18 protein-coding genes, 6 tRNA genes and 1 rRNA gene are annotated in these 22,997 nt (G+C 41.9%); 17 read left to right on the top strand and 8 right to left on the bottom strand.

What is annotated here, in order from left to right:
• Positions 1-140 precede the first annotated feature (140 nt).
• Complete coding sequence (locus tag C3F34_RS03895; protein WP_044738737.1) at positions 141-1,133, top strand: DUF2804 domain-containing protein; 993 nt, start codon at positions 141-143, stop codon at positions 1,131-1,133.
• Positions 1,134-1,198: 65 nt separating this feature from the next.
• Here C3F34_RS03895 and C3F34_RS03890 read toward each other — a convergent pair whose 3' ends face one another.
• Positions 1,199-2,083: a metal-dependent hydrolase gene (locus C3F34_RS03890; protein ID WP_104441109.1), complete on the bottom strand. Its 885-nt coding sequence runs from the start codon at positions 2,081-2,083 to the stop codon at positions 1,199-1,201.
• 135 nt (positions 2,084-2,218) lie between these two features.
• Between C3F34_RS03890 and C3F34_RS03885 the strand changes: the two genes are divergently transcribed.
• Positions 2,219-3,253 (top strand): AraC family transcriptional regulator, encoded by a 1,035-nt coding sequence (locus C3F34_RS03885; protein ID WP_104441108.1) that lies wholly within the window; start codon positions 2,219-2,221, stop codon positions 3,251-3,253.
• Positions 3,254-3,298: 45 nt separating this feature from the next.
• Here C3F34_RS03885 and C3F34_RS03880 read toward each other — a convergent pair whose 3' ends face one another.
• On the bottom strand, positions 3,299-4,636 hold the full coding sequence (locus C3F34_RS03880; RefSeq protein ID WP_016168169.1) for a Na+/H+ antiporter NhaC family protein: 1,338 nt from the start codon (positions 4,634-4,636) through the stop codon (positions 3,299-3,301).
• 361 nt (positions 4,637-4,997) lie between these two features.
• On the opposite strand from C3F34_RS03880, the gene trpA reads away from it, so the two are divergent.
• From trpA to C3F34_RS03860, 4 genes are read left to right on the top strand one after another with little or no spacing between them, the layout of a single operon-like run.
• A complete protein-coding gene (gene trpA / locus C3F34_RS03875; RefSeq protein ID WP_016168168.1) occupies positions 4,998-5,801 on the top strand; it encodes a tryptophan synthase subunit alpha in 804 nt (267 codons plus the stop codon).
• Entirely contained in the window at positions 5,798-6,694 is an 897-nt protein-coding gene (accD, locus tag C3F34_RS03870; protein WP_044738739.1) for an acetyl-CoA carboxylase, carboxyltransferase subunit beta, read from the top strand. The genes trpA and accD overlap by 4 nt, the downstream gene beginning before the upstream one ends.
• Positions 6,691-7,977, top strand: a complete 1,287-nt coding sequence (gene folC, locus C3F34_RS03865) for a bifunctional tetrahydrofolate synthase/dihydrofolate synthase (RefSeq protein WP_044738740.1) — start codon at positions 6,691-6,693, stop codon at positions 7,975-7,977. Before accD ends, folC begins: the two co-directional genes overlap by 4 nt.
• Positions 7,968-8,996, top strand: coding sequence for an SPOR domain-containing protein (locus tag C3F34_RS03860; protein WP_171284948.1), 1,029 nt, complete (start codon positions 7,968-7,970; stop codon positions 8,994-8,996). The genes folC and C3F34_RS03860 overlap by 10 nt, the downstream gene beginning before the upstream one ends.
• Positions 8,997-9,013: 17 nt before the next feature.
• On the opposite strand, the gene C3F34_RS03855 is transcribed toward C3F34_RS03860, so the two are convergent.
• The 3 genes from C3F34_RS03855 to C3F34_RS03845 all read right to left on the bottom strand — a co-directional run bounded on the left by C3F34_RS03855 (position 9,014) and on the right by C3F34_RS03845 (position 11,197).
• The gene (locus tag C3F34_RS03855; RefSeq protein WP_044738742.1) at positions 9,014-9,604 is read right to left on the bottom strand and encodes a dual specificity protein phosphatase family protein; all 591 of its coding nucleotides are present in this window, start codon (positions 9,602-9,604) and stop codon (positions 9,014-9,016) included.
• The gene (locus tag C3F34_RS03850; protein ID WP_104441107.1) at positions 9,601-10,413 is read right to left on the bottom strand and encodes an MBL fold metallo-hydrolase; all 813 of its coding nucleotides are present in this window, start codon (positions 10,411-10,413) and stop codon (positions 9,601-9,603) included. The genes C3F34_RS03855 and C3F34_RS03850 overlap by 4 nt, the downstream gene beginning before the upstream one ends.
• Before the next feature lie 142 nt (positions 10,414-10,555).
• Positions 10,556-11,197 carry a peroxiredoxin gene (locus C3F34_RS03845; protein WP_044738744.1) on the bottom strand — a complete coding sequence of 214 codons (642 nt, stop codon included), beginning with the start codon at positions 11,195-11,197 and terminating at the stop codon, positions 10,556-10,558.
• A 335-nt stretch (positions 11,198-11,532) separates the two neighbouring features.
• On the opposite strand from C3F34_RS03845, the gene secA reads away from it, so the two are divergent.
• The 8 genes from secA to C3F34_RS03805 all read left to right on the top strand — a co-directional run bounded on the left by secA (position 11,533) and on the right by C3F34_RS03805 (position 17,990).
• Positions 11,533-14,262 (top strand): preprotein translocase subunit SecA, encoded by a 2,730-nt coding sequence (gene secA / locus C3F34_RS03840; protein WP_044738745.1) that lies wholly within the window; start codon positions 11,533-11,535, stop codon positions 14,260-14,262.
• A 175-nt stretch (positions 14,263-14,437) separates the two neighbouring features.
• Positions 14,438-14,794 (top strand): hypothetical protein, encoded by a 357-nt coding sequence (locus C3F34_RS03835; RefSeq protein WP_044738746.1) that lies wholly within the window; start codon positions 14,438-14,440, stop codon positions 14,792-14,794.
• Positions 14,795-15,010: 216 nt separating this feature from the next.
• Positions 15,011-16,231 carry a bifunctional glutamate N-acetyltransferase/amino-acid acetyltransferase ArgJ gene (gene argJ, locus C3F34_RS03830; RefSeq protein ID WP_104441106.1) on the top strand — a complete coding sequence of 407 codons (1,221 nt, stop codon included), beginning with the start codon at positions 15,011-15,013 and terminating at the stop codon, positions 16,229-16,231.
• A gap of 148 nt (positions 16,232-16,379) precedes the next feature.
• Complete coding sequence (gene nadA / locus C3F34_RS03825) at positions 16,380-17,447, top strand: quinolinate synthase NadA (RefSeq protein ID WP_016168158.1); 1,068 nt, start codon at positions 16,380-16,382, stop codon at positions 17,445-17,447.
• A 154-nt stretch (positions 17,448-17,601) separates the two neighbouring features.
• Positions 17,602-17,678, top strand: a tRNA-Pro gene (locus C3F34_RS03820).
• Between the two features lie 45 nt (positions 17,679-17,723).
• Positions 17,724-17,800: transfer RNA gene (locus C3F34_RS03815), tRNA-Arg, on the top strand.
• 33 nt (positions 17,801-17,833) lie between these two features.
• Positions 17,834-17,909: transfer RNA gene (locus C3F34_RS03810), tRNA-His, on the top strand.
• A 4-nt stretch (positions 17,910-17,913) separates the two neighbouring features.
• Positions 17,914-17,990: transfer RNA gene (locus C3F34_RS03805), tRNA-Pro, on the top strand.
• A 244-nt stretch (positions 17,991-18,234) separates the two neighbouring features.
• On the opposite strand, the gene C3F34_RS03800 is transcribed toward C3F34_RS03805, so the two are convergent.
• Genes C3F34_RS03800 through C3F34_RS03790 form a run of 3 tightly spaced genes read right to left on the bottom strand, consistent with a single transcriptional unit; the run spans position 18,235 to position 20,397 of the window.
• Positions 18,235-18,720: an OmpA family protein gene (locus C3F34_RS03800; RefSeq protein WP_044737852.1), complete on the bottom strand. Its 486-nt coding sequence runs from the start codon at positions 18,718-18,720 to the stop codon at positions 18,235-18,237.
• Between the two features lie 10 nt (positions 18,721-18,730).
• Complete coding sequence (locus tag C3F34_RS03795) at positions 18,731-19,942, bottom strand: sensor domain-containing diguanylate cyclase (protein WP_044737853.1); 1,212 nt, start codon at positions 19,940-19,942, stop codon at positions 18,731-18,733.
• A 2-nt stretch (positions 19,943-19,944) separates the two neighbouring features.
• Positions 19,945-20,397, bottom strand: coding sequence for a YfiR family protein (locus C3F34_RS03790; protein WP_052662019.1), 453 nt, complete (start codon positions 20,395-20,397; stop codon positions 19,945-19,947).
• Positions 20,398-20,972: 575 nt separating this feature from the next.
• Between C3F34_RS03790 and C3F34_RS03785 the strand changes: the two genes are divergently transcribed.
• From C3F34_RS03785 to C3F34_RS03775, 3 genes are all read left to right on the top strand, one after another.
• Positions 20,973-22,509, top strand: a 16S ribosomal RNA gene (locus C3F34_RS03785).
• 61 nt (positions 22,510-22,570) lie between these two features.
• Positions 22,571-22,647 (top strand) — tRNA-Ile (locus C3F34_RS03780).
• Between the two features lie 48 nt (positions 22,648-22,695).
• Positions 22,696-22,771, top strand: a tRNA-Ala gene (locus C3F34_RS03775).
• Positions 22,772-22,997 lie beyond the last annotated feature (226 nt).

The raw sequence follows: 22,997 nt of genomic DNA, 5'->3' as shown, positions 1-22,997 counted from the left end.
ATATGGTATTTTTTATGCTAACATTGGGTGAGTAAGAAATGATCGATACTTGCTGCATAAAAAGAACGAAGAAAATTCTTAATGTGACATGCTGTATAGGTCAAAGCAGATCTAGCGATATGTGAAATGGAATTGGATAAATGGATTTAATTCAGTCGAATGGGCAGCCACATTATGGTCGCTTTAATGCATTACCTCAAAATATTGACGTTCAAAAATACCAATATAAAACTCCTTATGGAGAGGTGTTAGAGGGTTGGCGTAAACGTTTAAAATATAAAAAATTTAAATTCTGCTCAATTCAACACGAGTATTACACCATTGGAATAGCCATTGCCGATATTGCATGGGCAGGGCATGGTTTCTTTTATGTTTATAACCATCTTACGCAGGATGTTATGGAATGGAATGCCATTAATTTCTTGGCCCGTAACACACTGTTAGATGAGCAACCTTTATATAACCAAAGTTTTTTTCATAAATCGCCGTTTCAAATTGAAATGCAACATGCTAATGGGGTGCGTTATATTCGCGTGACTAAATATGGCGAAATTAAACTAAATGCCCGTATTTTCTGTGCTGGAACACAACCCTTAAGCATGTGTAGTCCAACAGGGATTAATGGTTGGACCTATACGCAAAAACTCACCACACTGGGTTGTGAAGGCTATTTTGTCAATAAGCAAAATGAAATGGTGCAATTTCACGATAAAACTTTTGCTTCTTTAGATGATACATGTGGATTTCTTCGACCTGAAACGGCTTGGTTTTGGTTGTCTTGTAATTTCTGGGATACCAACAATCAACGAATTGGGCTGAATTTAGCCTCAGGGGTCAATGAAAGTTTTGGTAATGAGAATTGCTTGTGGGTAAACGGTCAGTTGTTTCAATTGACGGATATTTTATTTGAGCATCTTGAAGAAGGGCATTGGAATATCCGTTCTTTGGATCAACGCCTAAACCTAATTGTTACGACCAGTTGGCGTCGTTATGAAAATTTGAACTTAAGATTGGTCGGTAGCCAGTTTAGTCAGTGGCAGGCACGTATCAGTGGCAGCATTCTATTGGATAATCAAGAAATTGTACTGGTAGATGAGTACGGCCTGTTGGAACAACATTATGCGAAATGGTAGGGAATTCTTCTTGCTGCCTCTACATTAGGACTGTTGATTTAGAGGCAGCTTGATCGAAGCATAGCTTATTTTTTACTTTGTGCTGCTTGCCAAAAGGCTTCGCCTGCTTGAATAGGATCGTTGGTTGAAGCAAGGGTATCGACCCACACATTGTATTGACGAATAATCGGTTGTTGGCTAGGGTGAAATCCTTTCTTAAACCAATCAAAATATTGTTTGCGAATACTGGTTAAAGTGCCTTTACGACCAAAGAACCATGGTAATCCTTTCATAATCATACTAAAGCGTTGCCAGCGACTAAAGCCATCATGTCTTAACATGACATTAGCACGATAGAGCGTAAAGCCAATCATCATAAGCGTGGTGAGAATGAGCGCCCATCGACGCATTGACTCTGATACTTCTCCCACTTGTTGCATCACATCAAATGCGACATCCCGATGTTCCATTTCTTCAATTGCATGCCAAGCCAAGAGTGCTCGTACATAAGGATGGGCATTGGCTAAGGTTTCTTTTTTACCATAAAAGGTTTCTGCCATTAAGGCAGTCAGATGTTCTGCCGCTGCTGTCATGGCAATATTGTATTGAGGAGAACGCTCTTCAAGTTCAAACTTGAATACTCGGTTAATTCGTTGAATAAATTGATCTACAGGCATGCCTTGTCCACGCATGACTTGGTTCATTTTTTCATGCGCGATACCGTGTTGGGCTTCTTGGCGAATGAAAGCACCGACACGTTGTTCTAACTCTGGATCCGTAATTTTATCGCGAAACAAGCGTACCGATTGAATAAAGTAACGCTCACCATCAGGAAAAGTGAGGCTTAACGCGTCAAATACACGGGTTAAAAATGGGTCATTGTTCATCCAGAAGCGGGGTACCTGATCTAATTTAAAATCGAATTCGGTACGAACAACGGGATGAACTTGGTTTCGGACTATTGTATTCATCGTTTTTTACTAATAGAACCTTCGATAAGAGCAGTATGTCGATGTTTATCGGAGAAGTTTTGACAGTACTTGCCATTTTTTATACATTTTATGCCATATCGAAAATAAAAAAATGTCAAACTGACAGGTAGAGCCATGTATACATTACAAATTCCGAATGGCTTTTTTCATCTATGGCACAGCTATCTTAAATCACGTCATATTGATGGTTTTGCATTTCCTTTCTCAACGGTGCAAAAACAACAGTTGCATTACATTTTATCACAACCAATTGATGCGCAATCATCGTATGCTTTATTTATTGATTTAATACAACAAACAGAAAAGCAACTCAACTGCCCTCATCTTATTTTCGATATTGTGCAGCATATACAACCCGAACATTTTGGTGTATTGGGCTACATTGCATCGAAAAGTACCAGTGTCGCAGAAGCCTTACAGTTTATCTTGCGTTTTAACCGTTTAGTGATTGATGGGCAGGAAACGCTGCCTATGCATATGTCACAAGTAGATCAGAGCATTCATATCCATTGGGGATTTTCTCACAGCGAGCATGTAGTGATTAATGAAATGACTGTTGCTGCAATGGTGCAATTGGCTCGACAGATTTTTTCTTTTGATCAATTCGCATTGAAAAATTTATATTTTGCGCATGCGCCACGTTGTGTGGTTTATCATTATCAGCGTTTTTATGGCTGTGATGTATTTTTTCATCAAGTGCGTTATGCCTTAGAGTTGAATCGTGAAAGTTTATTACTGAAGTCTCAGCAACCCGACCCATCGCTTAATCATTTGCTACTTAAACATGCCGAAGAGGTGATTGCAGCAAAATCTGCGCATATCACGCTCATGACCCATTTACATACACTTGTGGCAGAGTATTTAGTATTTCATCAAGATGTGCCAAAGCTGGAATGGGTAGCGCAAGAGCTGCATTTATCGGTACGCACTTTACAGCGGCAGCTCAGTGAATTTGACAGTTCATTTAAAAAAATTATTGAAACGGAACGAATGAAACGTTGCGATATTTTGCTACAGCAAAAAATGAGTTTGAGCGAAGTGGCTTTAGCACTGGGGTATTCAGACCAGTCAGCTTTGGCACGTGCTTATAAGACGGCAATAGGACAGACGCTTTTAGTTCGTCGACAACAACTCAAGCTGCGTGAATGAGATAAAAAAGCGGTTCATTGAACCGCTGGAATTGAGCAAGTTTGATTAGATCGTCTTTTGATTCAATTTCGGGTAGCGTAGTACGATGGCTAAAATGGCAAAAATCGCCAAGACCCAGCAATAGTAAATATGACCAATCAGCTCGACAGGGGAGAGTTTGGCAATGGAACATGCCAAAAGCAGTTGAGCACCATAGGGGATCAAACCTTGTATCACGCAAGAGAAAATGTCCATGAGGGCGGCGACACGTTTCGGATCTAACCCGTACTCTTGCGCCACTTCACGGGCCATATCACCCGATAAAATAATTGCGACCGTATTATTGGCAACAAACAAGTTTGAGAAAATGACCAAAAAACTGACACCCAGCTCGCCAGCACGTTGTTGTCCAACTTTTAACAGACGAGTCAGGCTATAAATTCGCTGAATCAGCCATTCTAAGCCACCTTCACGTTGCATGATGCTTGATAGACCGCCTAATAGCATGGAGAGCAAAGCCACTTCAAACATACCGACAAAGCCATCATAAATTGAGGTATTCAACTTCAGTAAGGTGAAGCCACTCTGTTGTATTAAACCAATTACACCAGAAATCATAATGCCAATGGTTAGAACCGCTAAAACGTGTAAGCGACTAAAAGCCAAGAAAAACACGGAAACATAAGGAAGAATTAACCATAAATCATAGTCGTGATATTGAATGGCTTGAGAATCCTTACTCATCAAAATAAACACCAGAATGGTAATAATAGACGCTGGTCCTGCAATCCAAATATTGACCCGGAACTTATCACGGAGTTGCACTTTTTGACTGCTGGTTGCTGCAATCGTGGTGTCTGAAATCATAGATAGATTGTCACCAAACATCGCACCACTCACCACAGCACCAATCGCCATCACGGTTTCAATATTAGTCACTTGGGCAAAGCCAAAAGCAATTGGTGCACAGGCCGCAATGGTGCCCATAGAAGTCCCCATAGCCGTTGCAATAAAGGCAGAGATGACAAACAGCATGGGGAGAACAAAAGCAGGAGGAATAAGAGATAGTCCAAGTTGGACGGTCGCATCTACACTGCCAATTGCACTGCTGGTGCTCGCGAAGGCACCTGCCAGCATAAACACCATAAACATTAAGATTAAATTAGGGTGGCTTGCCCCTTTTAGGAAGGTTTCAATGGCTTGGTTCAGGTGACCCTTAAAAATTAGTACTGCAAGGATAACCGCAGGTAGAGCAGCCACAGGCGCTTTAATTTGATAAAAGGCAAATTCGGTGCCAATCAGGGAGTGATAAATTCCGCTACCTAAAAAGATAGCCAAAAAAACAATAAGGGGGAGTAGCGCAAGCGCTCGGGCTTGCACTTTGCCCTGTGGGTCGGAGGTCATAAATGTTAGGAAACAGCGAATAAGTGCGCACAGTATAATGGAGCTTTAATCATTTCTTAAAATTAAAATGTAAAACTCGAGTAGGGCAGTTTGTAGACTTTACTCAAGAAAATTGCCATTTTCTTGAGTTGGTTCGATCTGTATAAAAGCGAAAATTAGGCATCTTTGATCATTGAGAAAACTCGCCAAATATTAGTAAATGTAGCTTTCGGGTTGTTCTGAATCATGTGATGTCGTATGAAATTCAAGGGAAGTGCATGAACTCTATTCAAGGTGCAAAAAATAGCGTTACAATGCATCGTCTTGTATTTCTACAAAACCAACTCCTCAGTTTTAAATAATTCAAGGAAAGTACAACCCTATGTCACGTTTAGCCACTCGTTTTGGACAACTTAAATCTCAACAGCGTAAAGCGCTAGTTTCCTATGTGATGGCTGGAGATCCTCATCCACAAGTAACAGTACCTCTGTTACATCAAATGGTTGAGGCGGGCGTAGATGTTATTGAACTTGGGCTCCCATTTTCAGACCCTATGGCAGATGGTCCAGTCATTGCTTTAGCCGCTGAGCGTGCTTTGGCTGGTGGAACCAATACCTTAGATGCGCTGAATATGGTGAAAGAGTTCCGTCAAAAAGATCAAGAAACACCTGTTGTTTTAATGGGATATTTAAATCCTGTTGAAGTCATTGGTTATGAAAAATTTGTAGCCTATGCCAATGAATGTGGTGTGGATGGCATCTTACTGGTCGATTTACCGCCAGAAGAAGCTAAAGCTCTGGATGATGTCCTGAAAAAGTACGAAATGGATCAAATTTTCTTACTTGCACCAACTTCTACTGATGAACGTATTCGTCATGTAGTAAAGCAAGCCAGCGGATTTATCTATTATGTATCTTTGAAAGGAGTAACAGGTGCAGCAACTTTAGATGTCTCTGAAGCTGCAGCACGTATCCAAAAAATTAAAGCAGAGACGGATATCCCTGTGGGTGTCGGTTTTGGTATTAGCGATGCTGCTTCTGCGAAAGCAATGGGTGGTGTAGCCGATGCTGTGATTGTCGGCAGTGCATTTGTAAAACAATTTGCGAGCTTGACACCAGAACAAGCCGTTGTTGAAACGGTTAATAAAGTCAAGGAGCTTCGAGCAGCGCTCGATGAGTTAGTATGAATCAAGAAGTGAAATCAGGGAAAATTCTTAGCCCATCGACACCGTGGACTGAACGTGGCGTTCCAGGTATTGAAGTTCCCGATGAGCAACAAGCACTCAAAGCAACATTTACCGAACCAACGGTTGAATGTCCTGAATGTCATGCATTGGTGACACGCACCGCAATGACATTTAATGCTTATGTTTGCCCACAGTGTGACGAACATTTACGCATGAAAGCGCGTGATCGTTTAACATGGTTCTTTGACCAAGTTAAAATGGAACTAGGTCAAGAATTTGTTGCCAAAGATCCTCTTAAATTTGTCGATAGCAAGCCTTACCCAGAACGTATGGTTGAAGCGCAAAAGAAAACAGGTGAATCTGAAGCTTTAATCGTGATGCAAGGTACATTGAAAGATGTCGCAATGACCGCATGTGCTTTTGAATTCGACTTTATGGGCGGTTCAATGGGTACAGTCGTTGGTGATCGTTTTGTACAAGCAGCTGAACGCGCAATTGCACTTAAACAACCATTCATCTGTTTTGCAGCATCTGGTGGTGCACGTATGCAAGAAGGTATGTTGTCTTTAATGCAAATGGCGCGTACTTCAGCAGCGATTCAACGTGTAAAAGAGGCAGGCTTACCGTATATCGTGGTATTAACCCATCCTGTATATGGTGGTGTAACCGCTTCATTGGCAATGTTAGGTGATGTGCATATTGCAGAGCCAAAAGCGATGATTGGTTTTGCTGGTAAACGTGTAATTGAGCAAACAGTACGTGAGAAATTGGAAGAACCGTTCCAACGTGCTGAATACCTGCTTGATCATGGTGTAATCGATCAAATCGTTCATCGTCATGCATTACGTGATACTGTATATCGTATTGTGACCAAATTGATGAATTTACCTTGAACAACACTGCACCACTTGCACAAGATAATTTAGACACATGGCTCTCGTATTGGGGCCATGTTCACGTTACGGGGATTGATTTAGGTCTGGAACGCGTCGTTCCCGTCGCTGAAATGTTGGGTGTAACGCAACCAGAAGCGAAAGTGATTACGGTTGCTGGCACCAACGGTAAAGGTTCAACCACTACGACCTTGGCTGCTATTTTAAATGCCCAAGGCTACAAGGTTGGACTTTATCAGTCACCGCATATTTATCGTTTTAATGAACGGGTTAAACTGGCAGGTCAAGAAGTTGATGACCAAAGTCTGATAGATGCTTTTGTTCAGGTCGATCAGGCACGTCGTGCATGCAATTTGAGTTTATCTTTCTTTGAAGCAACCACTTTGGCTGCTTTTTTGATTTTTAAACAGCAAGCATGTGATGTCTGGGTGCTTGAGGTGGGGCTAGGAGGCCGTCTGGATGTGGTCAATGTGATTGATCCAGATGTTGCAGTCATTACCAATATTGGTTTAGACCATACAGATTGGTTAGGCGATACCATCGAGAAAATTGCCTATGAAAAGGCTGGCATTATTCGCCCTAATATTCCTGTTATTTTTGGTGGATTACAAAGTTTACCAGAAGCGATTGCCAAAAAAGCACAAGAGTGTCATGCACTGTTATTTGCTGCTGAACGCGATTATTTTTATCAATTGAGTGAAGATGGACAGCATTGGTTATTTGCGTCTTCTGGAACCACCTTAAAATTACCACTTGGTCGTTTGGCATTAGAAAATATTTCTACCGCTGTTGCCGCTGTTTTGTTGAGTGGGTTGGAGATTCGACAGGAAGCAATTGCGCAGGGTATTCAACAGGCACAACTGTCAGGGCGTTTTGAGATTCGTCAAATTGCAGATAAAACCGTGATTTTTGATGCGGGACATAATCCACATGGCGTTGATTTTTTGTTAAAGCAATTGCGAAATTTCCTAAAATACAATAAACAATACACAGAAGTGGTTGCTGTTTTTTCAATGTTGGCTGATAAAGATATTAAATCTGTAGTTGAGTCATTGAAAAATAGTATTTTAATGTGGAAAATTGCCCCATTAACGGTACCGCGAGCTGCGGAAATTGCCCAACTTGATGATGCATTACAACAGCAGACAGTACAGCATTTCACTAATGTTCAATTAGCTTTCCAATCAGCCCTCGATGAATCTAAAAATAATCAGCTGATTTTAGTATGTGGTTCATTTCATACTTTGGAAGCAGTCTGGGAGTATTTGGAAGAATGTCAATGAATAACAAACAACGCTGGATGGGTGGTGTTGTTTTATTAGGTGGTGGTGTTTTATTGGCAGCCTTGCTTCTGAAAGGTAAAGAAGAAATACATCAAAATAATATCAAACACCCTGAATTGGTCGAGCAAGTTCAGCAAAAAAATGCAAAATCAGACAGTGGGATGGTGCAATTGCAAGGTCTTACTGTTGATGTTGAAACGGAAAAACGATTGCTTGAAGAGCAACGTCGTGCTCGTGAAAAGGCAGTTGCAGAGCAAGAAGCCCGCGCAGCCGAATTTTTAGCCATGCAACAGCAAGCAGAAGCGGATGCTGCACGTAAAGCAGCCGAAGAATATGCAGCATTAAATGCAGCCCGAACGGGTGCACAACAAAGTTCAGATAATATCCCACCTGAATTGGTTGAAGATGAAAAAGCTAAGCAAAAGCGCTTGGCGGAGGAAAAACTTGCTGCGCAAAAGAAGCTAGATCAGCAGAAGGCGCAACAACAGTCTGAAGCTGATAAAAAATTGAGTGCAGAAAACCTTAAGGCAGAGGCACAGCGTAAGGCTGATCAGGAACGTAAAGCACGTGAAAAAGCTGCTGAAGAAAAAAAATTACGTGAAGTTGAAGCTCAACGTAAATTAGAGGCACAACGTAAGGCAGATCAAGAGCGTCAAGCAACAGTCAAAGCCGCTGAAGAAAAGAAACTACGTGAAGCTGAAGCGAAACGTAAAGAAGATGCGAAAAAGAAAGCTGAAGCCGACAAGGCACGAGATTTACTCGAGAATGGTGATAAGCAGTGGATGGTTCAGGTGGCTCTTGCTGCCAATGCTGCCAATGCAGATAGCGTCATTTCCAAGTTAAAGGCAAAAGGCTATAAAGTGGTACAAAGTCCAACATCGAAAGGTATTCGAATTATGGTTGGACCTGCCAAAAGTCGTGATGTCGCAGATGTGACCCGTAAAAAGATTACTACCGATGCGAGCTTGAATATGAAGTCCGCATGGGTCATTGATTGGGTACCCTTAGACCGTCGTTAGTTCATTGCAGTCATGCTTTAAGATGGATTCGAGAGTTGCTCTTGAATCCATTTTACATTTTCGGGGGTAAATAAATTTTCGATGTTTTGCCAAATAGGGTGGAAACCATAGCCCCCATATTTCATTTCTTGTAAAGCGTCATCAATACTCCATTGTTCAAAAACAATTCGATACATGGCAATGCTGGCACCTGTACGATCTGAGCCGTGGTAACAATGTATCAGTACTTTTTGTTGTTGCGCTTTGGCCAATTGAATTTGGCGCATCACAGCCAATAAATCTTCCCGATCAATGGCCCAAGTATGAATGGGAATATGCACCAACTTAAAATTTTGCGCATCTAAATTTTGTGGGTCTTGATGGCGCGATCTTAAATTGATTACAACACCAATATCATGAGCCTTGAGTGCGGATGCCATCTCTGTATTGGGTTGTTCACTACGAAAGACATCGGTACTGATTTGATAAAAATTATCAGCTTGATTGATTAAGGTTCCCCATTGCGTTGGTCGAGCTTCTGGCGGTAGTGCTGGTGTGGTCATACAGCCAGAAAGATTTAGCGTACTGAAACAGAGGCAGCTATAGAGAATACTGGTTTGAATTTTCATTGGTATCGGGCCAATTCGACGGGGTCATGCGCACAGATGAGTTGAACTTCTGGATGTTCTTGCGACAGAGTTTGCAGGCGTTTTAAATTTTCTACACGTGCTTGATTATCTTCGGCAAAGAACTGTTCGACCTGATTTAAGGTTCTAAGTTTGTGCTGACCATCAAGTTGTAAATGTGAATAATAGGCATCGCCACAGAACAGTAACCATTGATCTTGGTTGCGAATAGCAATACCACTGTGTCCTGCGGTATGCCCCAATAGGGGAATCATCAACAGGTCATTTTCAAATAAATCAAAATTGCGAATCTGTTTGAGGTTGAACCAGTCATCGTTAGCAATGGGTTCAATAAAGTTCCAGTACCGATGTTGTTGAAACTGCTTTACTTTATAACGCGCTTTGCGTTTGTAATGGTTTAGATTTTGTGTGGCATTATATTCGGAAGACAGCACATGCACCGTCGCTTGAGGGAAATCTGAAATACCCCCAGCATGGTCAAAGTCTAAATGCGAAACAAAAATATGCTGAACATCTTTGGGGTTAAAGCCAAGTTTTTGTATCTGTGCGATGGCAGTCAGTTCTAAATTGTTTTCAATTTTTCCAAACCGCGCAATCATGTTGCCAAGACGTGCTTTGGTATGAAGAAGATCCTGCATACCTAAACCTGTATCAATCAAGACCAATCCACGGTCCGTTTCTAACAATAAACAATGACAGATCACATGAGCATGGAATCCTTTTTGCCCAAATAAGGGGCCGCAAACAGGACACATGGTGCCACAATGTAAATGATGAATGTTATGAATCACAGTCTTTATTCTTAAAATGATTTGCTGTATTTATAACTGACTGTTATCAAAATACCAAGTGCAACTTAGCAGTGGATGGGGAAATTACAAAAATAACCTGTCCGTAGACAGGCTAAAAATGCTTGCTGAAAATAACTTCGTTTTATTCTAGGTTGGGTTGTGGCGTTAAGCGTAAATAAGGTTTTACTGCGGTATAACCTTTTGGGAAGCGTTGTTTCAATTCAGCTTCATCTTGTAAAGAAGGTACAATCACCACATCATCGCCATGCGTCCAGTTAGCAGGGGTTGCAACTTTATGATGATCAGTCAGTTGTAATGAATCAATGACACGTAAAATTTCGTGGAAGTTACGTCCTGTTGACGCAGGATAAGTAATAATTAACCGAACTTTTTTATTTGGGTCAATAATCACCAAAGAACGTACTGTCAAGGTTTCACTCGCATTCGGATGAATAAAGTCATAAAGGGTGGAGACCTTACGATCTTTATCGGCAATGATTGGGAAATTGACCGTAGTATTCTGGGTTTCATTAATATCCTGAATCCAGCCATGATGTGATTCGACATCATCGACAGACAGTGCAATTGCTTTGACTCCGCGCTGCGCAAATTCATCTTTTAGCTTCGCAGTGTAGCCCAGTTCGGTCGTACATACAGGCGTATAGTCTGCGGGATGAGAAAACAGAATACCCCAACTATCACCTAAATAATCATAAAAATTAATCAGACCTTCACTCGAATCTTGTTCAAAATTGGGTGCGATATCGCCTAAACGTAGTGACATTTTTATTGACCTCGATTGTTTTGTGTATTTGATTTAAGTCAGACTATCGCGCAATTCTTTTACTATGAAAAATAGCTTTTTTGCATTTGTTTATGCAAGAAATGAATAAGCAAGATGGATATCGCTGTGAAAATATCTATTGATTCAAGATGAACGCTCTATATCGCCTGATCGAAATTTGCTACATTATTTCGCCTTAGGTCAGGGGCTAGAACCAGTGATCAGAATTTTTTTATTGGTTTTGTGCAAAACCCTTGTACTTCAAATTTCTAGCACCATAATAACGTCTGAGAAAAAATTTATTCATTGACAAGCAAGATTTAGAGAGTCTATTCATGTTGGCAAGTCTGATCGGAGGAATCTTCGGTACCAAAAATGAGCGCGAACTCAAACGCATGCGTAAAATCGTAGACAAGATTAATGCGCTCGAGCCGACGATATCTGCCTTAAACGACGCAGACTTATCTGCAAAAACCGAAGAATTCAAACAACGTTATAACAAAGGTGAAAGCCTCGATAAATTATTGCCAGAAGCGTTTGCAGTTTGTCGTGAAGCAGCAAAGCGTGTCATGGGTATGCGTCATTACGATGTGCAGTTGATTGGTGGTATTACCTTGCATGAAGGTAAAATTGCTGAGATGCGTACGGGTGAGGGTAAAACGCTCATGGGTACACTGGCGTGTTATTTGAATGCGATCAGTGGTCAGGGCGTGCATGTCATCACAGTGAATGACTACTTGGCTCAGCGTGATGCCGAGTTAAACCGTCCCCTCTTTGAATTCTTGGGTTTAAGCATTGGTATTATTTATTCCATGCAAAATCCAATGGAAAAAGCAGATGCCTACCGTGCAGATATCACTTACGGTACTAATAACGAATTTGGTTTTGACTACTTGCGCGACAATATGGTGTTTGCGCTTGCAGAGAAAAAACAACGTGGTTTGATTTATGCCATTATTGACGAAGTGGACTCAATTCTCATTGATGAAGCACGTACGCCGTTAATTATCTCGGGTCAAAGCGATGACTCTTCTCAGCTTTATTCAGCGATCAACACCATTCCACCAAAACTGCATGCGCAAAAAGAAGAAAAAGTTGCAGATGGCGGTCATTTCTGGATTGATGAAAAACAACGTTCGGTAGAAATGACCGAAATTGGTTTTGAAACTGTTGAAAATGAATTGATTGAGATGGGATTGCTGGCTGAAGGGGAGAGCTTATATTCAGCATCTAACCTCAACTTAGTGCATCACGTGACGGCTGCGATTCGTGCGCATTTCTTGTATCAACGTAACGTACATTACATTATCCACGAAGGTGAAGTCATCATTGTGGACGAGAACACTGGTCGTACTATGCCAGGTCGTCGTTGGTCTGAAGGTTTACATCAAGCAGTAGAAGCCAAAGAAGGCTTAGAAATTCAGCCAGAAAACCAAACTTTGGCAACCACGACTTTCCAGAACTATTTCCGCTTATACAAAAAATTGTCAGGCATGACGGGTACCGCAGATACTGAAGCGGCGGAAATGAAAGAAATTTATGGTTTGGATGTGGTGATTATTCCAACCCACCGACCAATGATTCGTCAGGATCAAAACGATTTAATCTATTTGAATCGTAATGGCAAATACAATGCGATCATCCAAGAAATTAAGCGTGTACATGAAGCAGGTGTAGCTCCAATTTTGATTGGTACTGCAACCATTGAAGCTTCTGAAATCTTATCGGAAAAGCTGAAAGAAGCAGGTATTCAGCATGAAGTACTGAATGCTAAGCAGCATGAGCGTGAAGCTGATATTATTGCTCAAGCAGGTTCACCACGCGCCGTAACTATTGCTACCAACATGGCAGGCCGTGGTACCGATATTATCTTGGGTGGTAACTGGAAAGCTAAACTGGCCAAAATTGAAAATCATACACCTGAAGATGAAGCTCGCTTAAAAGAAGAGTGGGAACAAAACCACGAAATGGTCTTGGCTTCAGGTGGTTTACATATTATTGGTTCTGAACGCCATGAATCACGTCGTATTGATAATCAGTTGCGTGGTCGTGCGGGACGTCAAGGTGACCCAGGCGTGTCACGCTTCTATTTGTCACTTGAAGATGACTTGATGCGTATCTTTGCGGGTGACCGTGTGGTTGCCATGATGCGTGCCATGGGCTTGCAAGAAGACGAAGCGATTGAACACAAAATGGTGTCGCGCTCGATTGAAAATGCACAGCGTAAAGTAGAAGCACGTAACTTCGATATTCGTAAGAATCTATTGAAATACGATGATGTGAATAACGAACAACGTAAGATTATTTATTCACAACGTGATGAAGTTCTCGCAGAAAATACGCTGCAAGAGTATGTCGAAGAAATGCATCATGAAGTGATGAAAGCAGTGATTGCCAATTACATTCCACCAGAGTCGATTCACGATCAGTGGGATATTGAAGGTCTTGAGCGCGCATTACGTGAAGAGTTTGCGGTCGATTTACCGATTAATCACTGGTTGGAAAATGAGCGTCGCTTAGATGAAGAGGCGCTGGTTGATCGTATTACCGACGAGATTGTCGCGCGCTATCGTTCGCGTCGCGAACAAATGGGGCCTGAATCGGCAGCGATGCTTGAGCGCCATTTTGTCTTGAGTTCATTGGATCGCCATTGGAAAGACCATTTGGCAGCCATGGATTACTTGCGCCAAGGGATTCATTTACGTGGTTATGCGCAAAAAAATCCTGAGCAAGAATATAAGAAAGAAGCATTCAACTTATTCGTCAATATGTTGGCTGTGATTAAAACTGATGTGGTGACCGATTTGTCTCGTGTACATGTGCCGACTCCAGAAGAGCTAGCAGCAATGGAAGCGCAAAAACAAGCGCAAGCCGAAGCAATGCAATTAAACCTTTCACACGATGAAGTAGACGGCTTAACAGGTGAAGTGACTTCGCAGATTAGTTCTGAACAACATTTAGGTTTCAACCCTACAGATCAAGATGTCGTTGCTCCAGCTAGTCGTAACTCTCCTTGCCCATGTGGTTCAGGTCTAAAATATAAACAATGTCATGGTAAAATTTAATTTTATCAATTGACTAAAGTAAACCCTTGTATCGTTTCTATCATTTGAAGCACTACAAGGGTTTTTTGTTCTTATGTGAACTGTAGTTAAATATTTTCAAGATGTGAATAAGGTTTGCAGTGTTCATTATTAAGTGTTATTAAGTTGCTGATTGGAACCTGAAAAGCGAAAGATAATGAAAAAATTATTACGCCCCTTAGTTGTTGCTGTTTTGGCAATCCCGACTTTGGCTATGGCGAATACGCCTGAAACAACAACAGTTGCCAAAGTAGAAGCTGCTCAAGGTGCAACAACCGCAGCAGCTACGGTACAAGATACTAATGTTACGGTGATGAGTCCGCGTACTGGGATTAAATATACTTTCCCAAATGCGCAGCAACGTCCAATTATCTTAAAAACAGCAGCAGTGAGTGCTGCAACCACAACAACGGCAAGTCGTATTGTTGCGACTAACCCAGCACTTTCTGCGGAAAGCCAAGAGCAAGCGAAACAAACGCTTGTAGGAAGTCCAACGCAGTTGGCGGCAAACTAAGTCGATATATCAAAAGGCAGCTTACGAGCTGCTTTTTTTTGTATAGGTATTGGTTCGAGTCGATTAATTATGCGAAATACCCTTTTAAATTGAGGTGAATATAAGTTTTAGCTGTGTAAAAGGAATACGCAGGAAATTGCCTGAAACACCTCGATTTTTAGTTGCATTTCTACTAAGCTGTGACACTTACTTGAACAACAAAGTGGACATTTAAAAATGGCAGTGGGTGACGTTACTATGCCACAGATGCATGTGGTCAAAGGGGTAAAAATCGGTTCGGCTGAAGCATATATTCGCTATCAGAACCGACGTGATCTGGTCATTTTTGAATTTGCCGAAGGTTCAAATGTTGCGGGTGTTTTCACACAGAATGCATTCTGTGCAGCACCAGTACATGTATCAAAAGCCCATTTGGCTGTGGGAAATCCACGTTATTTAATTATTAATACAGGCAATGCCAATGCTGGAACAGGTACTTTGGGAATGCAAAATGCCCAAGAAACTTGTATGCAATTGGCAAAATTAGCAGGTGTTAATCCAGAACAGGTTCTCCCTTTTTCTACAGGTGTGATTGGTGAACAGTTACCATTACCACGTCTAGTTGCAGGTCTACAGCCAGCATTGGATAGTTTGCAGGAAGATGCATGGACAGATGCCGCATTTGGCATTATGACCACGGATACAACACCTAAAGGTGCATCTGAGCAGTTTGAGCTAGATGGTGTATTGTACACCATGACAGGTATTTCCAAAGGTGCGGGCATGATTCGTCCAAATATGGCGACCATGTTGGGCTATGTTGCGACTGATGCTCCGATTTCCCGTGCTTTAGTGCAACAATTGTTACAAATTGCGGTGAATCAATCTTTTAACCGTATTACCATCGATGGCGATACTTCTACCAACGACTCTTGTATTTTTGTTGCCACGGGTCAAGCAGGTGGTGTTGAAATTACATCAATAGAGGATGCTCGTTATACAACTGTGCTTGAAGTTCTTGTTCGTGTCATGAAACGCCTAGCACAACTGATTGTGCGTGATGGTGAGGGTGCAACCAAGTTCATGACAGTCACAGTTGAAGGTGGTGCAGATACACAAGAATGTTGTGATATTGCGTACAGTATTGCGCATTCTCCGTTGGTTAAAACTGCATTTTTTGCTTCTGATCCAAACTGGGGCCGTATTTTGGCGGCCATTGGTTATGCTGGGGTAAAAAATTTAGAGGTTGAAAAAATTCAGGTTTGGTTAGATGATGTACAAATCTGTAAGGATGGTGGTGCCGCAGCGGATTATACGGAAGCAGAAGGCGCACGCGTAATGGCACAAACAGAGATTACCATTCGGGTGGACTTGGGTCGCGGTCAAGCGAAGGATACGGTCTATACCTGTGATTTATCTTATGACTATGTCAAAATTAATGCGGATTACCGTTCTTAATGGCATTTGAGTGAAGAAAAGCCTCCGTTGTGAGGCTTTTTTACCAATTAAAGTTTTGAATGACTGGTCAATTCAGCACAGTGCCAAATTGACCGTGTTATGGATGCACCGCTTGTGAACAAGCAGTTGGGATAGAGAAGACGTTTTTATGAATGATGCGACCAATTTAATTGCCAATGACGCAAAATCGATTGTGCAGGCGCATTTAGACCGTTTAGGCGAGCCAAAAGACAATCATTTGACTGAGCAAGCCAAACAGGAAAAATTTGAACAAATCAAAGCGGAATTGAAAAAACGTGATGCTGTTCTTGTCGCGCATTATTACTGCGACCCTGAAGTTCAGGAATTGGCAGAGTTGACGGGCGGTTGTGTATCAGACTCTTTGGAAATGGCACGCTTTGGTCGCGATCACGCAGCCTCGACGTTGGTAGTAGCAGGTGTGAAATTTATGGGAGAAACTGCAAAAATTCTCTCCCCAGAAAAAACTGTGTTGATGCCGACCTTAGAAGCAACCTGTTCACTCGATTTAGGTTGCCCTGTAGATGAATTTACAGCGTTCTGTGATCAGCATCCTGATCATACTGTCGTGGTTTATGCCAATACCTCTGCTGCTGTAAAAGCACGCGCAGATTGGGTGGTGACTTCTAGTTGTGCCGTCGAGATTATTGAGCATTTGGATAGCTTGGGTGAGAAGATCATTTGGGCGCCAGATCAGCACTTGGGACGTTATATTCAAAAGAAAACGGGTGCAGATATGCTGCTTTGGGATGGCGCATGTATCGTACATGAAGAATTCCGTGCCCGCGGCATTGCCAACATGAAAGCACTCTATCCAGATGCTGCGGTTTTGGTTCATCCTGAATCGCCAGAATCTGTGGTTGATATTGCAGATGCCGTTGGAAGTACCTCGCAATTGATTAAAGCGGCACAGACCTTACCGCATGAACGTTTAATCGTGGCGACAGACCGAGGCATCTTCTACAAGATGCAACAAGCAGTACCCAACAAAATTTTAGTCGAAGCACCGACAGCAGGTGAGGGAGCGACGTGTCGTTCTTGTGCACATTGTCCTTGGATGGCGATGAATGAATTGGATGGAATTTTGCAGGTATTACAGCAAGGTGATCAGGAAATTCATGTTGATCCAGCTTTGGCAGAACGTGCCAAATTACCTCTAGATCGCATGCTTAACTTCAGTGCGAGTTTAAAACGTTAAAAATTGTTTAAAAAATATCAGAAATGCTTGATATTTATACGTTTGACGCATTTTTTTAACTTTTTTTAAATATAGGTGTTGACGTTCTTGGGCGTCGCGCCTAGAATGCACACCGTACCGCACGATGTGCGATACGGTAAAAGCTGAGATGAATCGGAGCATAGCACAGCCTGGTAGTGCACCTGGTTTGGGACCAGGGGGTCGTAGGTTCGAATCCTACTGCTCCGACCAATTCTTCAAGGCAAAGTATCATATGATATTAGTATCATCGGTCATGCGCCTGTAGCTCAGTTGGATAGAGCATCCGCCTTCTAAGCGGATGGTCACAGGTTCGAATCCTGTCAGGCGCGCCATTTGGTAGCTTGATATTGTAGGACTATATAGTGGTGGATGTAGCTCAGTTGGTAGAGCCCTGGATTGTGATTCCAGTTGTCGCGGGTTCGAATCCCGTCATTCACCCCAATTTCGGAGCATAGCACAGCCTGGTAGTGCACCTGGTTTGGGACCAGGGGGTCGTAGGTTCGAATCCTACTGCTCCGACCATTTTAATAAATGGTCGAGATAAAGATGCCGCGTTAAGCGGTTTTTTTATGTCTAAAATTTAATAAAACCCTATTATATCTTGCTAAATTTTCATAATCACAATTGGCAATTAAACTCTCCTTCTTTTTGTCTTTGTTTTTTTAAATCAAAAAAAGGTTGTCTAGGCAAGCTGCTAGACAACCTGAAATATGTTGAGGGGTATCGGTTGTTCTATGGTTTTGAATGTAGCTTGGTCGTTTAAGCCTTAAGGGATAATAATAATATTCACACGACGGTTGATCGCTCGATTTTCATCAGAGCTATTTTCTACAAGGGGTTGTGAAGAACCTCGTCCAATGGTGTGAAGATTATTAGGTTGAAAGCCTGTTTGAAGAAAAATTGTAGATACACTGGTCGCACGTTTTTCTGACAAAATTTGATTATAAGTACTGTCACCAATATCATCGGTATGACCAACAATCTTAATTTTATTGAGCTTGTATTTTTGCAACTGTGTTGAAAGGCGCGTAAGTTCGTCAGTTTGCTCAGCTTTAATTTCATAGCTGTCAAAACCAAATAATAAGCGCTCGGGTAAGCGTAAACTCCAGCCTTCATCAGTTAATACGAAGCCCTCTTTTTTGAGCATACGAGCTTGCTTATAGTTTAAATGTCCCCAACTGGCACACGCGCTCAAAACGCTACTGAGCAATAGAATGAGTGCGAGTTTAATAGGATGTGAAAGGGTTATCATTGTAAAGTTCCTAACGTAGAGAGAAGTACCAGCCTTGTTGCAATGTTTTTGCTTTATACATTGCGCTATCGGCGGCAGTGATGAGATCCTCAGGACTATGTGCTTGCTCGGTTGAAGCAATCCCGATAGAGAAGCTGAAATAAATCTGATGTTGATCAAAATGAAGCGGTTGTTCGCAGCATTTCAATAAATTTTCACTAATTTTAGTGAGGTGTTCGGTCTTGGTGACGTTGCGAATGAGGATGGCAAACTCATCTCCACCCAGACGTGCAATAAAATCATCTTGTCTTAAGCTGTTTTGCAATCTTTTAGCCATTTCCTGTAATACTGCATCACCCGCTAAATGACCATATTGGTCATTGATTTCTTTAAAGTTGTTATTATCAATAAAAAATAATGCAGAGGTGGTCTTTGGAGATTGATCAAAGCTGGCCAGAAGTGTTTGATAAAAATAATGACGGTTAGGCAATTGTGTAAGCTGATCATGTAATGCTTGATGAGCCAATACATCATTTTCCGCACGTAGTTTTTGGGTTGATGCTTGAATCTTATCTAACAATTCATTAAATACCTCATTCAGTTGTTGTAGTTCTTTGATATTGGAATGTGGCAAGCGCAGTTGATAGGCTTTAAATTCACTAATTTCGCGTGCAGTAGAAACCAGCGGGTGAATAGAACGCATTAAATATTGGTATGTAGAACGGACAGACCAAAGAAGTGCAAATAAAATTAAAATAATAGCCAGACATAAACCAATTAAAATTTTAAAGAAAAAATCTAACAGACTTTGTGAACTACCATAGACGACAATCGAACCGTAATACTGCTGATTATGTCGAATAGCGATTTGAATCGGTTGCTGAAAAAACAAATGATCTAAAATACTTTGAGTATTCTGGAAGGATTTAGCAACTTGTCGACTGTTTGCAATCTCATGCTTTGAAGGATCAAGGACTAGAATGGAACGAATAGAATATTGCGTGGTGTAATTATTTAAGATTTGTTGAATCGTTATGCGGTCATTAAATACCATAGCAGGCTGTATGCGCTCACTCAATGCCTCAGCAAGAATATTTAAGCTCTGTTTTGCGTAAGTATTCATGGTGTAGGTTGAAATGACAATAAAAATAATCGTGCAAATTGAAAAAGTTAAAGCAAACATTGCGAGCTGCGAACGTTTGAATAAGGATTGTAATGAGGTTATGCGAGAATGTTTAGCCATTTTTATTGCTCCGTCGCTTTCGCAAGCAATAACACGCGTGGATCAACACGTACTTTGGATTGACTCAAACTATCTAAGTTCACTTTAAATGAGGTGCTGTTATTACGTGTATAAAGACAGAAGGCACTTCCAATTTCACAGGCTTGGTTGGTCGAGCTAAAAGAGAGGGGGGGATCCTGTCTTTGACTGTGAATAATTTTTTGCTCTTCCTGAGGGGAAAAAGTAGATAAAAAAATGGCATTACACGAAGATTTATCTAATTCATTTAAACGAATCGATGAAATTTTGTAATGATAACCTTGCAAGCGTAAGGCTTGATTAAATTGCACTGCATAGTTTGGATTATCAATCACACACAAAGCTGGAGTGGGGGTATTCCATTTCGCATAACTTAAGATAGATAACGTGATAATAAACATATTATGTGTAGAAACGGCATATACAGGCTTTGACATCAATACAGTGATGAAAATAAATACATAAACCTTTATTTTAGTGTTAACCATTTCAAGTAATTTGTTTAATAAGTGAAATAAGTTAATGATTGTAGCTAAAAGTAGCCAATAAAAATAGTTCTCATATTTAGAGATAGTAAAGCTTGAAATGGTAATTTGTGATTAAAAAAAGAACGCTTGATAATTTAATTGTAAAAATGGTCTTGCAACGAGTTGAGAATGCTGTAGAATGCACATCCATCGGCGGTGATGCAGATAAAAACTTGTTGATTAACAAGGATTTAGCTTGGTGGTTAAATTTTTAGATTGATTGAATGAGTTTTAAAAATATCGAAATTACCTGTTGACTTTGATTTAGATTAGAGTAACATAGCCGACCTAGCTTGATGATGACGAATCATCGAGAAGATCATTAAGAGATTATGAAGAACAACTTGTGTGGATTTTTACTGATTGATTGATCGAAATTATTTTCATTGATTGATGGTAGAAATTACTCGAAGTTTATTTGAGAAATTAATGTCAGAAAATTGATGAGCCAGATTTGGTGTTTAGAATAAAGCACTATTGATTTTAAACTGAAGAGTTTGATCATGGCTCAGATTGAACGCTGGCGGCAGGCTTAACACATGCAAGTCGAGCGGAGCGAGGGTGCTTGCACCTTAGCTTAGCGGCGGACGGGTGAGTAATGCTTAGGAATCTGCCTATTAGTGGGGGACAACATTCCGAAAGGAATGCTAATACCGCATACGCCCTACGGGGGAAAGCAGGGGATCTTCGGACCTTGCGCTAATAGATGAGCCTAAGTCGGATTAGCTAGTTGGTGGGGTAAAGGCCTACCAAGGCGACGATCTGTAGCGGGTCTGAGAGGATGATCCGCCACACTGGGACTGAGACACGGCCCAGACTCCTACGGGAGGCAGCAGTGGGGAATATTGGACAATGGGCGGAAGCCTGATCCAGCCATGCCGCGTGTGTGAAGAAGGCCTTTTGGTTGTAAAGCACTTTAAGCGAGGAGGAGGCTCTTAAGGTTAATACCCTTGATGAGTGGACGTTACTCGCAGAATAAGCACCGGCTAACTCTGTGCCAGCAGCCGCGGTAATACAGAGGGTGCGAGCGTTAATCGGATTTACTGGGCGTAAAGCGTGCGTAGGCGGCTGATTAAGTCGGATGTGAAATCCCTGAGCTTAACTTAGGAATTGCATTCGATACTGGTCAGCTAGAGTATGGGAGAGGATGGTAGAATTCCAGGTGTAGCGGTGAAATGCGTAGAGATCTGGAGGAATACCGATGGCGAAGGCAGCCATCTGGCCTAATACTGACGCTGAGGTACGAAAGCATGGGGAGCAAACAGGATTAGATACCCTGGTAGTCCATGCCGTAAACGATGTCTACTAGCCGTTGGGGCCTTTGAGGCTTTAGTGGCGCAGCTAACGCGATAAGTAGACCGCCTGGGGAGTACGGTCGCAAGACTAAAACTCAAATGAATTGACGGGGGCCCGCACAAGCGGTGGAGCATGTGGTTTAATTCGATGCAACGCGAAGAACCTTACCTGGTCTTGACATAGTAAGAACTTTCCAGAGATGGATTGGTGCCTTCGGGAACTTACATACAGGTGCTGCATGGCTGTCGTCAGCTCGTGTCGTGAGATGTTGGGTTAAGTCCCGCAACGAGCGCAACCCTTTTCCTTATTTGCCAGCACTTCGGGTGGGAACTTTAAGGATACTGCCAGTGACAAACTGGAGGAAGGCGGGGACGACGTCAAGTCATCATGGCCCTTACGACCAGGGCTACACACGTGCTACAATGGTCGGTACAAAGGGTTGCTACCTAGCGATAGGATGCTAATCTCAAAAAGCCGATCGTAGTCCGGATTGGAGTCTGCAACTCGACTCCATGAAGTCGGAATCGCTAGTAATCGCGGATCAGAATGCCGCGGTGAATACGTTCCCGGGCCTTGTACACACCGCCCGTCACACCATGGGAGTTTGTTGCACCAGAAGTAGCTAGCCTAACTGTAAAGAGGGCGGTTACCACGGTGTGGCCGATGACTGGGGTGAAGTCGTAACAAGGTAGCCGTAGGGGAACCTGCGGCTGGATCACCTCCTTAACGAAAGATTGACGATTGGTAAGAATCCACAACAAGTTGTTCTTCATGACGATGTATCTGAGGGTCTGTAGCTCAGTTGGTTAGAGCACACGCTTGATAAGCGTGGGGTCACAAGTTCAAGTCTTGTCAGACCCACCACTACTGACGAAGTACGGAAGATCAGAAACATTGACTTATTGATAAGCTGGGGACTTAGCTTAGTTGGTAGAGCGCCTGCTTTGCACGCAGGAGGTCAGGAGTTCGACTCTCCTAGTCTCCACCATCACATTGCATTGCAATGAGCTAAGAAACAAGCAAACGAAGTCTTAGATTATAGAAATTAATAAGAAGTTAGCGTAATATGCGCGTCTTGTTAACTTCTGTGATTTATCACAGTTTACTGCAAGCTGACGAGGCTGTAGTTAATCATTAACAGATTAGAAAATTGAGTCTGAAATAAATTGTTCACTCAATGACGAAGAGAGAAGAAGTAATTCTTTGATCTAAGT

It is taken from the genome of Acinetobacter sp. ACNIH2, assembly GCF_002934965.1.
Classification (GTDB): domain Bacteria; phylum Pseudomonadota; class Gammaproteobacteria; order Pseudomonadales; family Moraxellaceae; genus Acinetobacter; species Acinetobacter tandoii.
This window is presented reverse-complemented; position numbering and strand designations above follow the sequence as displayed.

Coding starts and splice junctions, on each gene's coding strand:
- C3F34_RS03895 (WP_044738737.1), top strand. CDS start 141: ATGGATTTAATTCAGTCGAATGGGCAGCCACATTATGGTCGCTTTAAT.
- C3F34_RS03890 (WP_104441109.1), bottom strand. CDS start 2,083: ATGAATACAATAGTCCGAAACCAAGTTCATCCCGTTGTTCGTACCGAA.
- C3F34_RS03885 (WP_104441108.1), top strand. CDS start 2,219: ATGTATACATTACAAATTCCGAATGGCTTTTTTCATCTATGGCACAGC.
- C3F34_RS03880 (WP_016168169.1), bottom strand. CDS start 4,636: ATGACCTCCGACCCACAGGGCAAAGTGCAAGCCCGAGCGCTTGCGCTA.
- trpA (WP_016168168.1), top strand. CDS start 4,998: ATGTCACGTTTAGCCACTCGTTTTGGACAACTTAAATCTCAACAGCGT.
- accD (WP_044738739.1), top strand. CDS start 5,798: ATGAATCAAGAAGTGAAATCAGGGAAAATTCTTAGCCCATCGACACCG.
- C3F34_RS03860 (WP_171284948.1), top strand. CDS start 7,968: ATGTCAATGAATAACAAACAACGCTGGATGGGTGGTGTTGTTTTATTA.
- C3F34_RS03855 (WP_044738742.1), bottom strand. CDS start 9,604: ATGAAAATTCAAACCAGTATTCTCTATAGCTGCCTCTGTTTCAGTACG.
- C3F34_RS03845 (WP_044738744.1), bottom strand. CDS start 11,197: ATGTCACTACGTTTAGGCGATATCGCACCCAATTTTGAACAAGATTCG.
- secA (WP_044738745.1), top strand. CDS start 11,533: ATGTTGGCAAGTCTGATCGGAGGAATCTTCGGTACCAAAAATGAGCGC.
- C3F34_RS03835 (WP_044738746.1), top strand. CDS start 14,438: ATGAAAAAATTATTACGCCCCTTAGTTGTTGCTGTTTTGGCAATCCCG.
- argJ (WP_104441106.1), top strand. CDS start 15,011: ATGGCAGTGGGTGACGTTACTATGCCACAGATGCATGTGGTCAAAGGG.
- nadA (WP_016168158.1), top strand. CDS start 16,380: ATGAATGATGCGACCAATTTAATTGCCAATGACGCAAAATCGATTGTG.
- C3F34_RS03800 (WP_044737852.1), bottom strand. CDS start 18,720: ATGATAACCCTTTCACATCCTATTAAACTCGCACTCATTCTATTGCTC.
- C3F34_RS03795 (WP_044737853.1), bottom strand. CDS start 19,942: ATGGCTAAACATTCTCGCATAACCTCATTACAATCCTTATTCAAACGT.
- C3F34_RS03790 (WP_052662019.1), bottom strand. CDS start 20,397: ATGTCAAAGCCTGTATATGCCGTTTCTACACATAATATGTTTATTATC.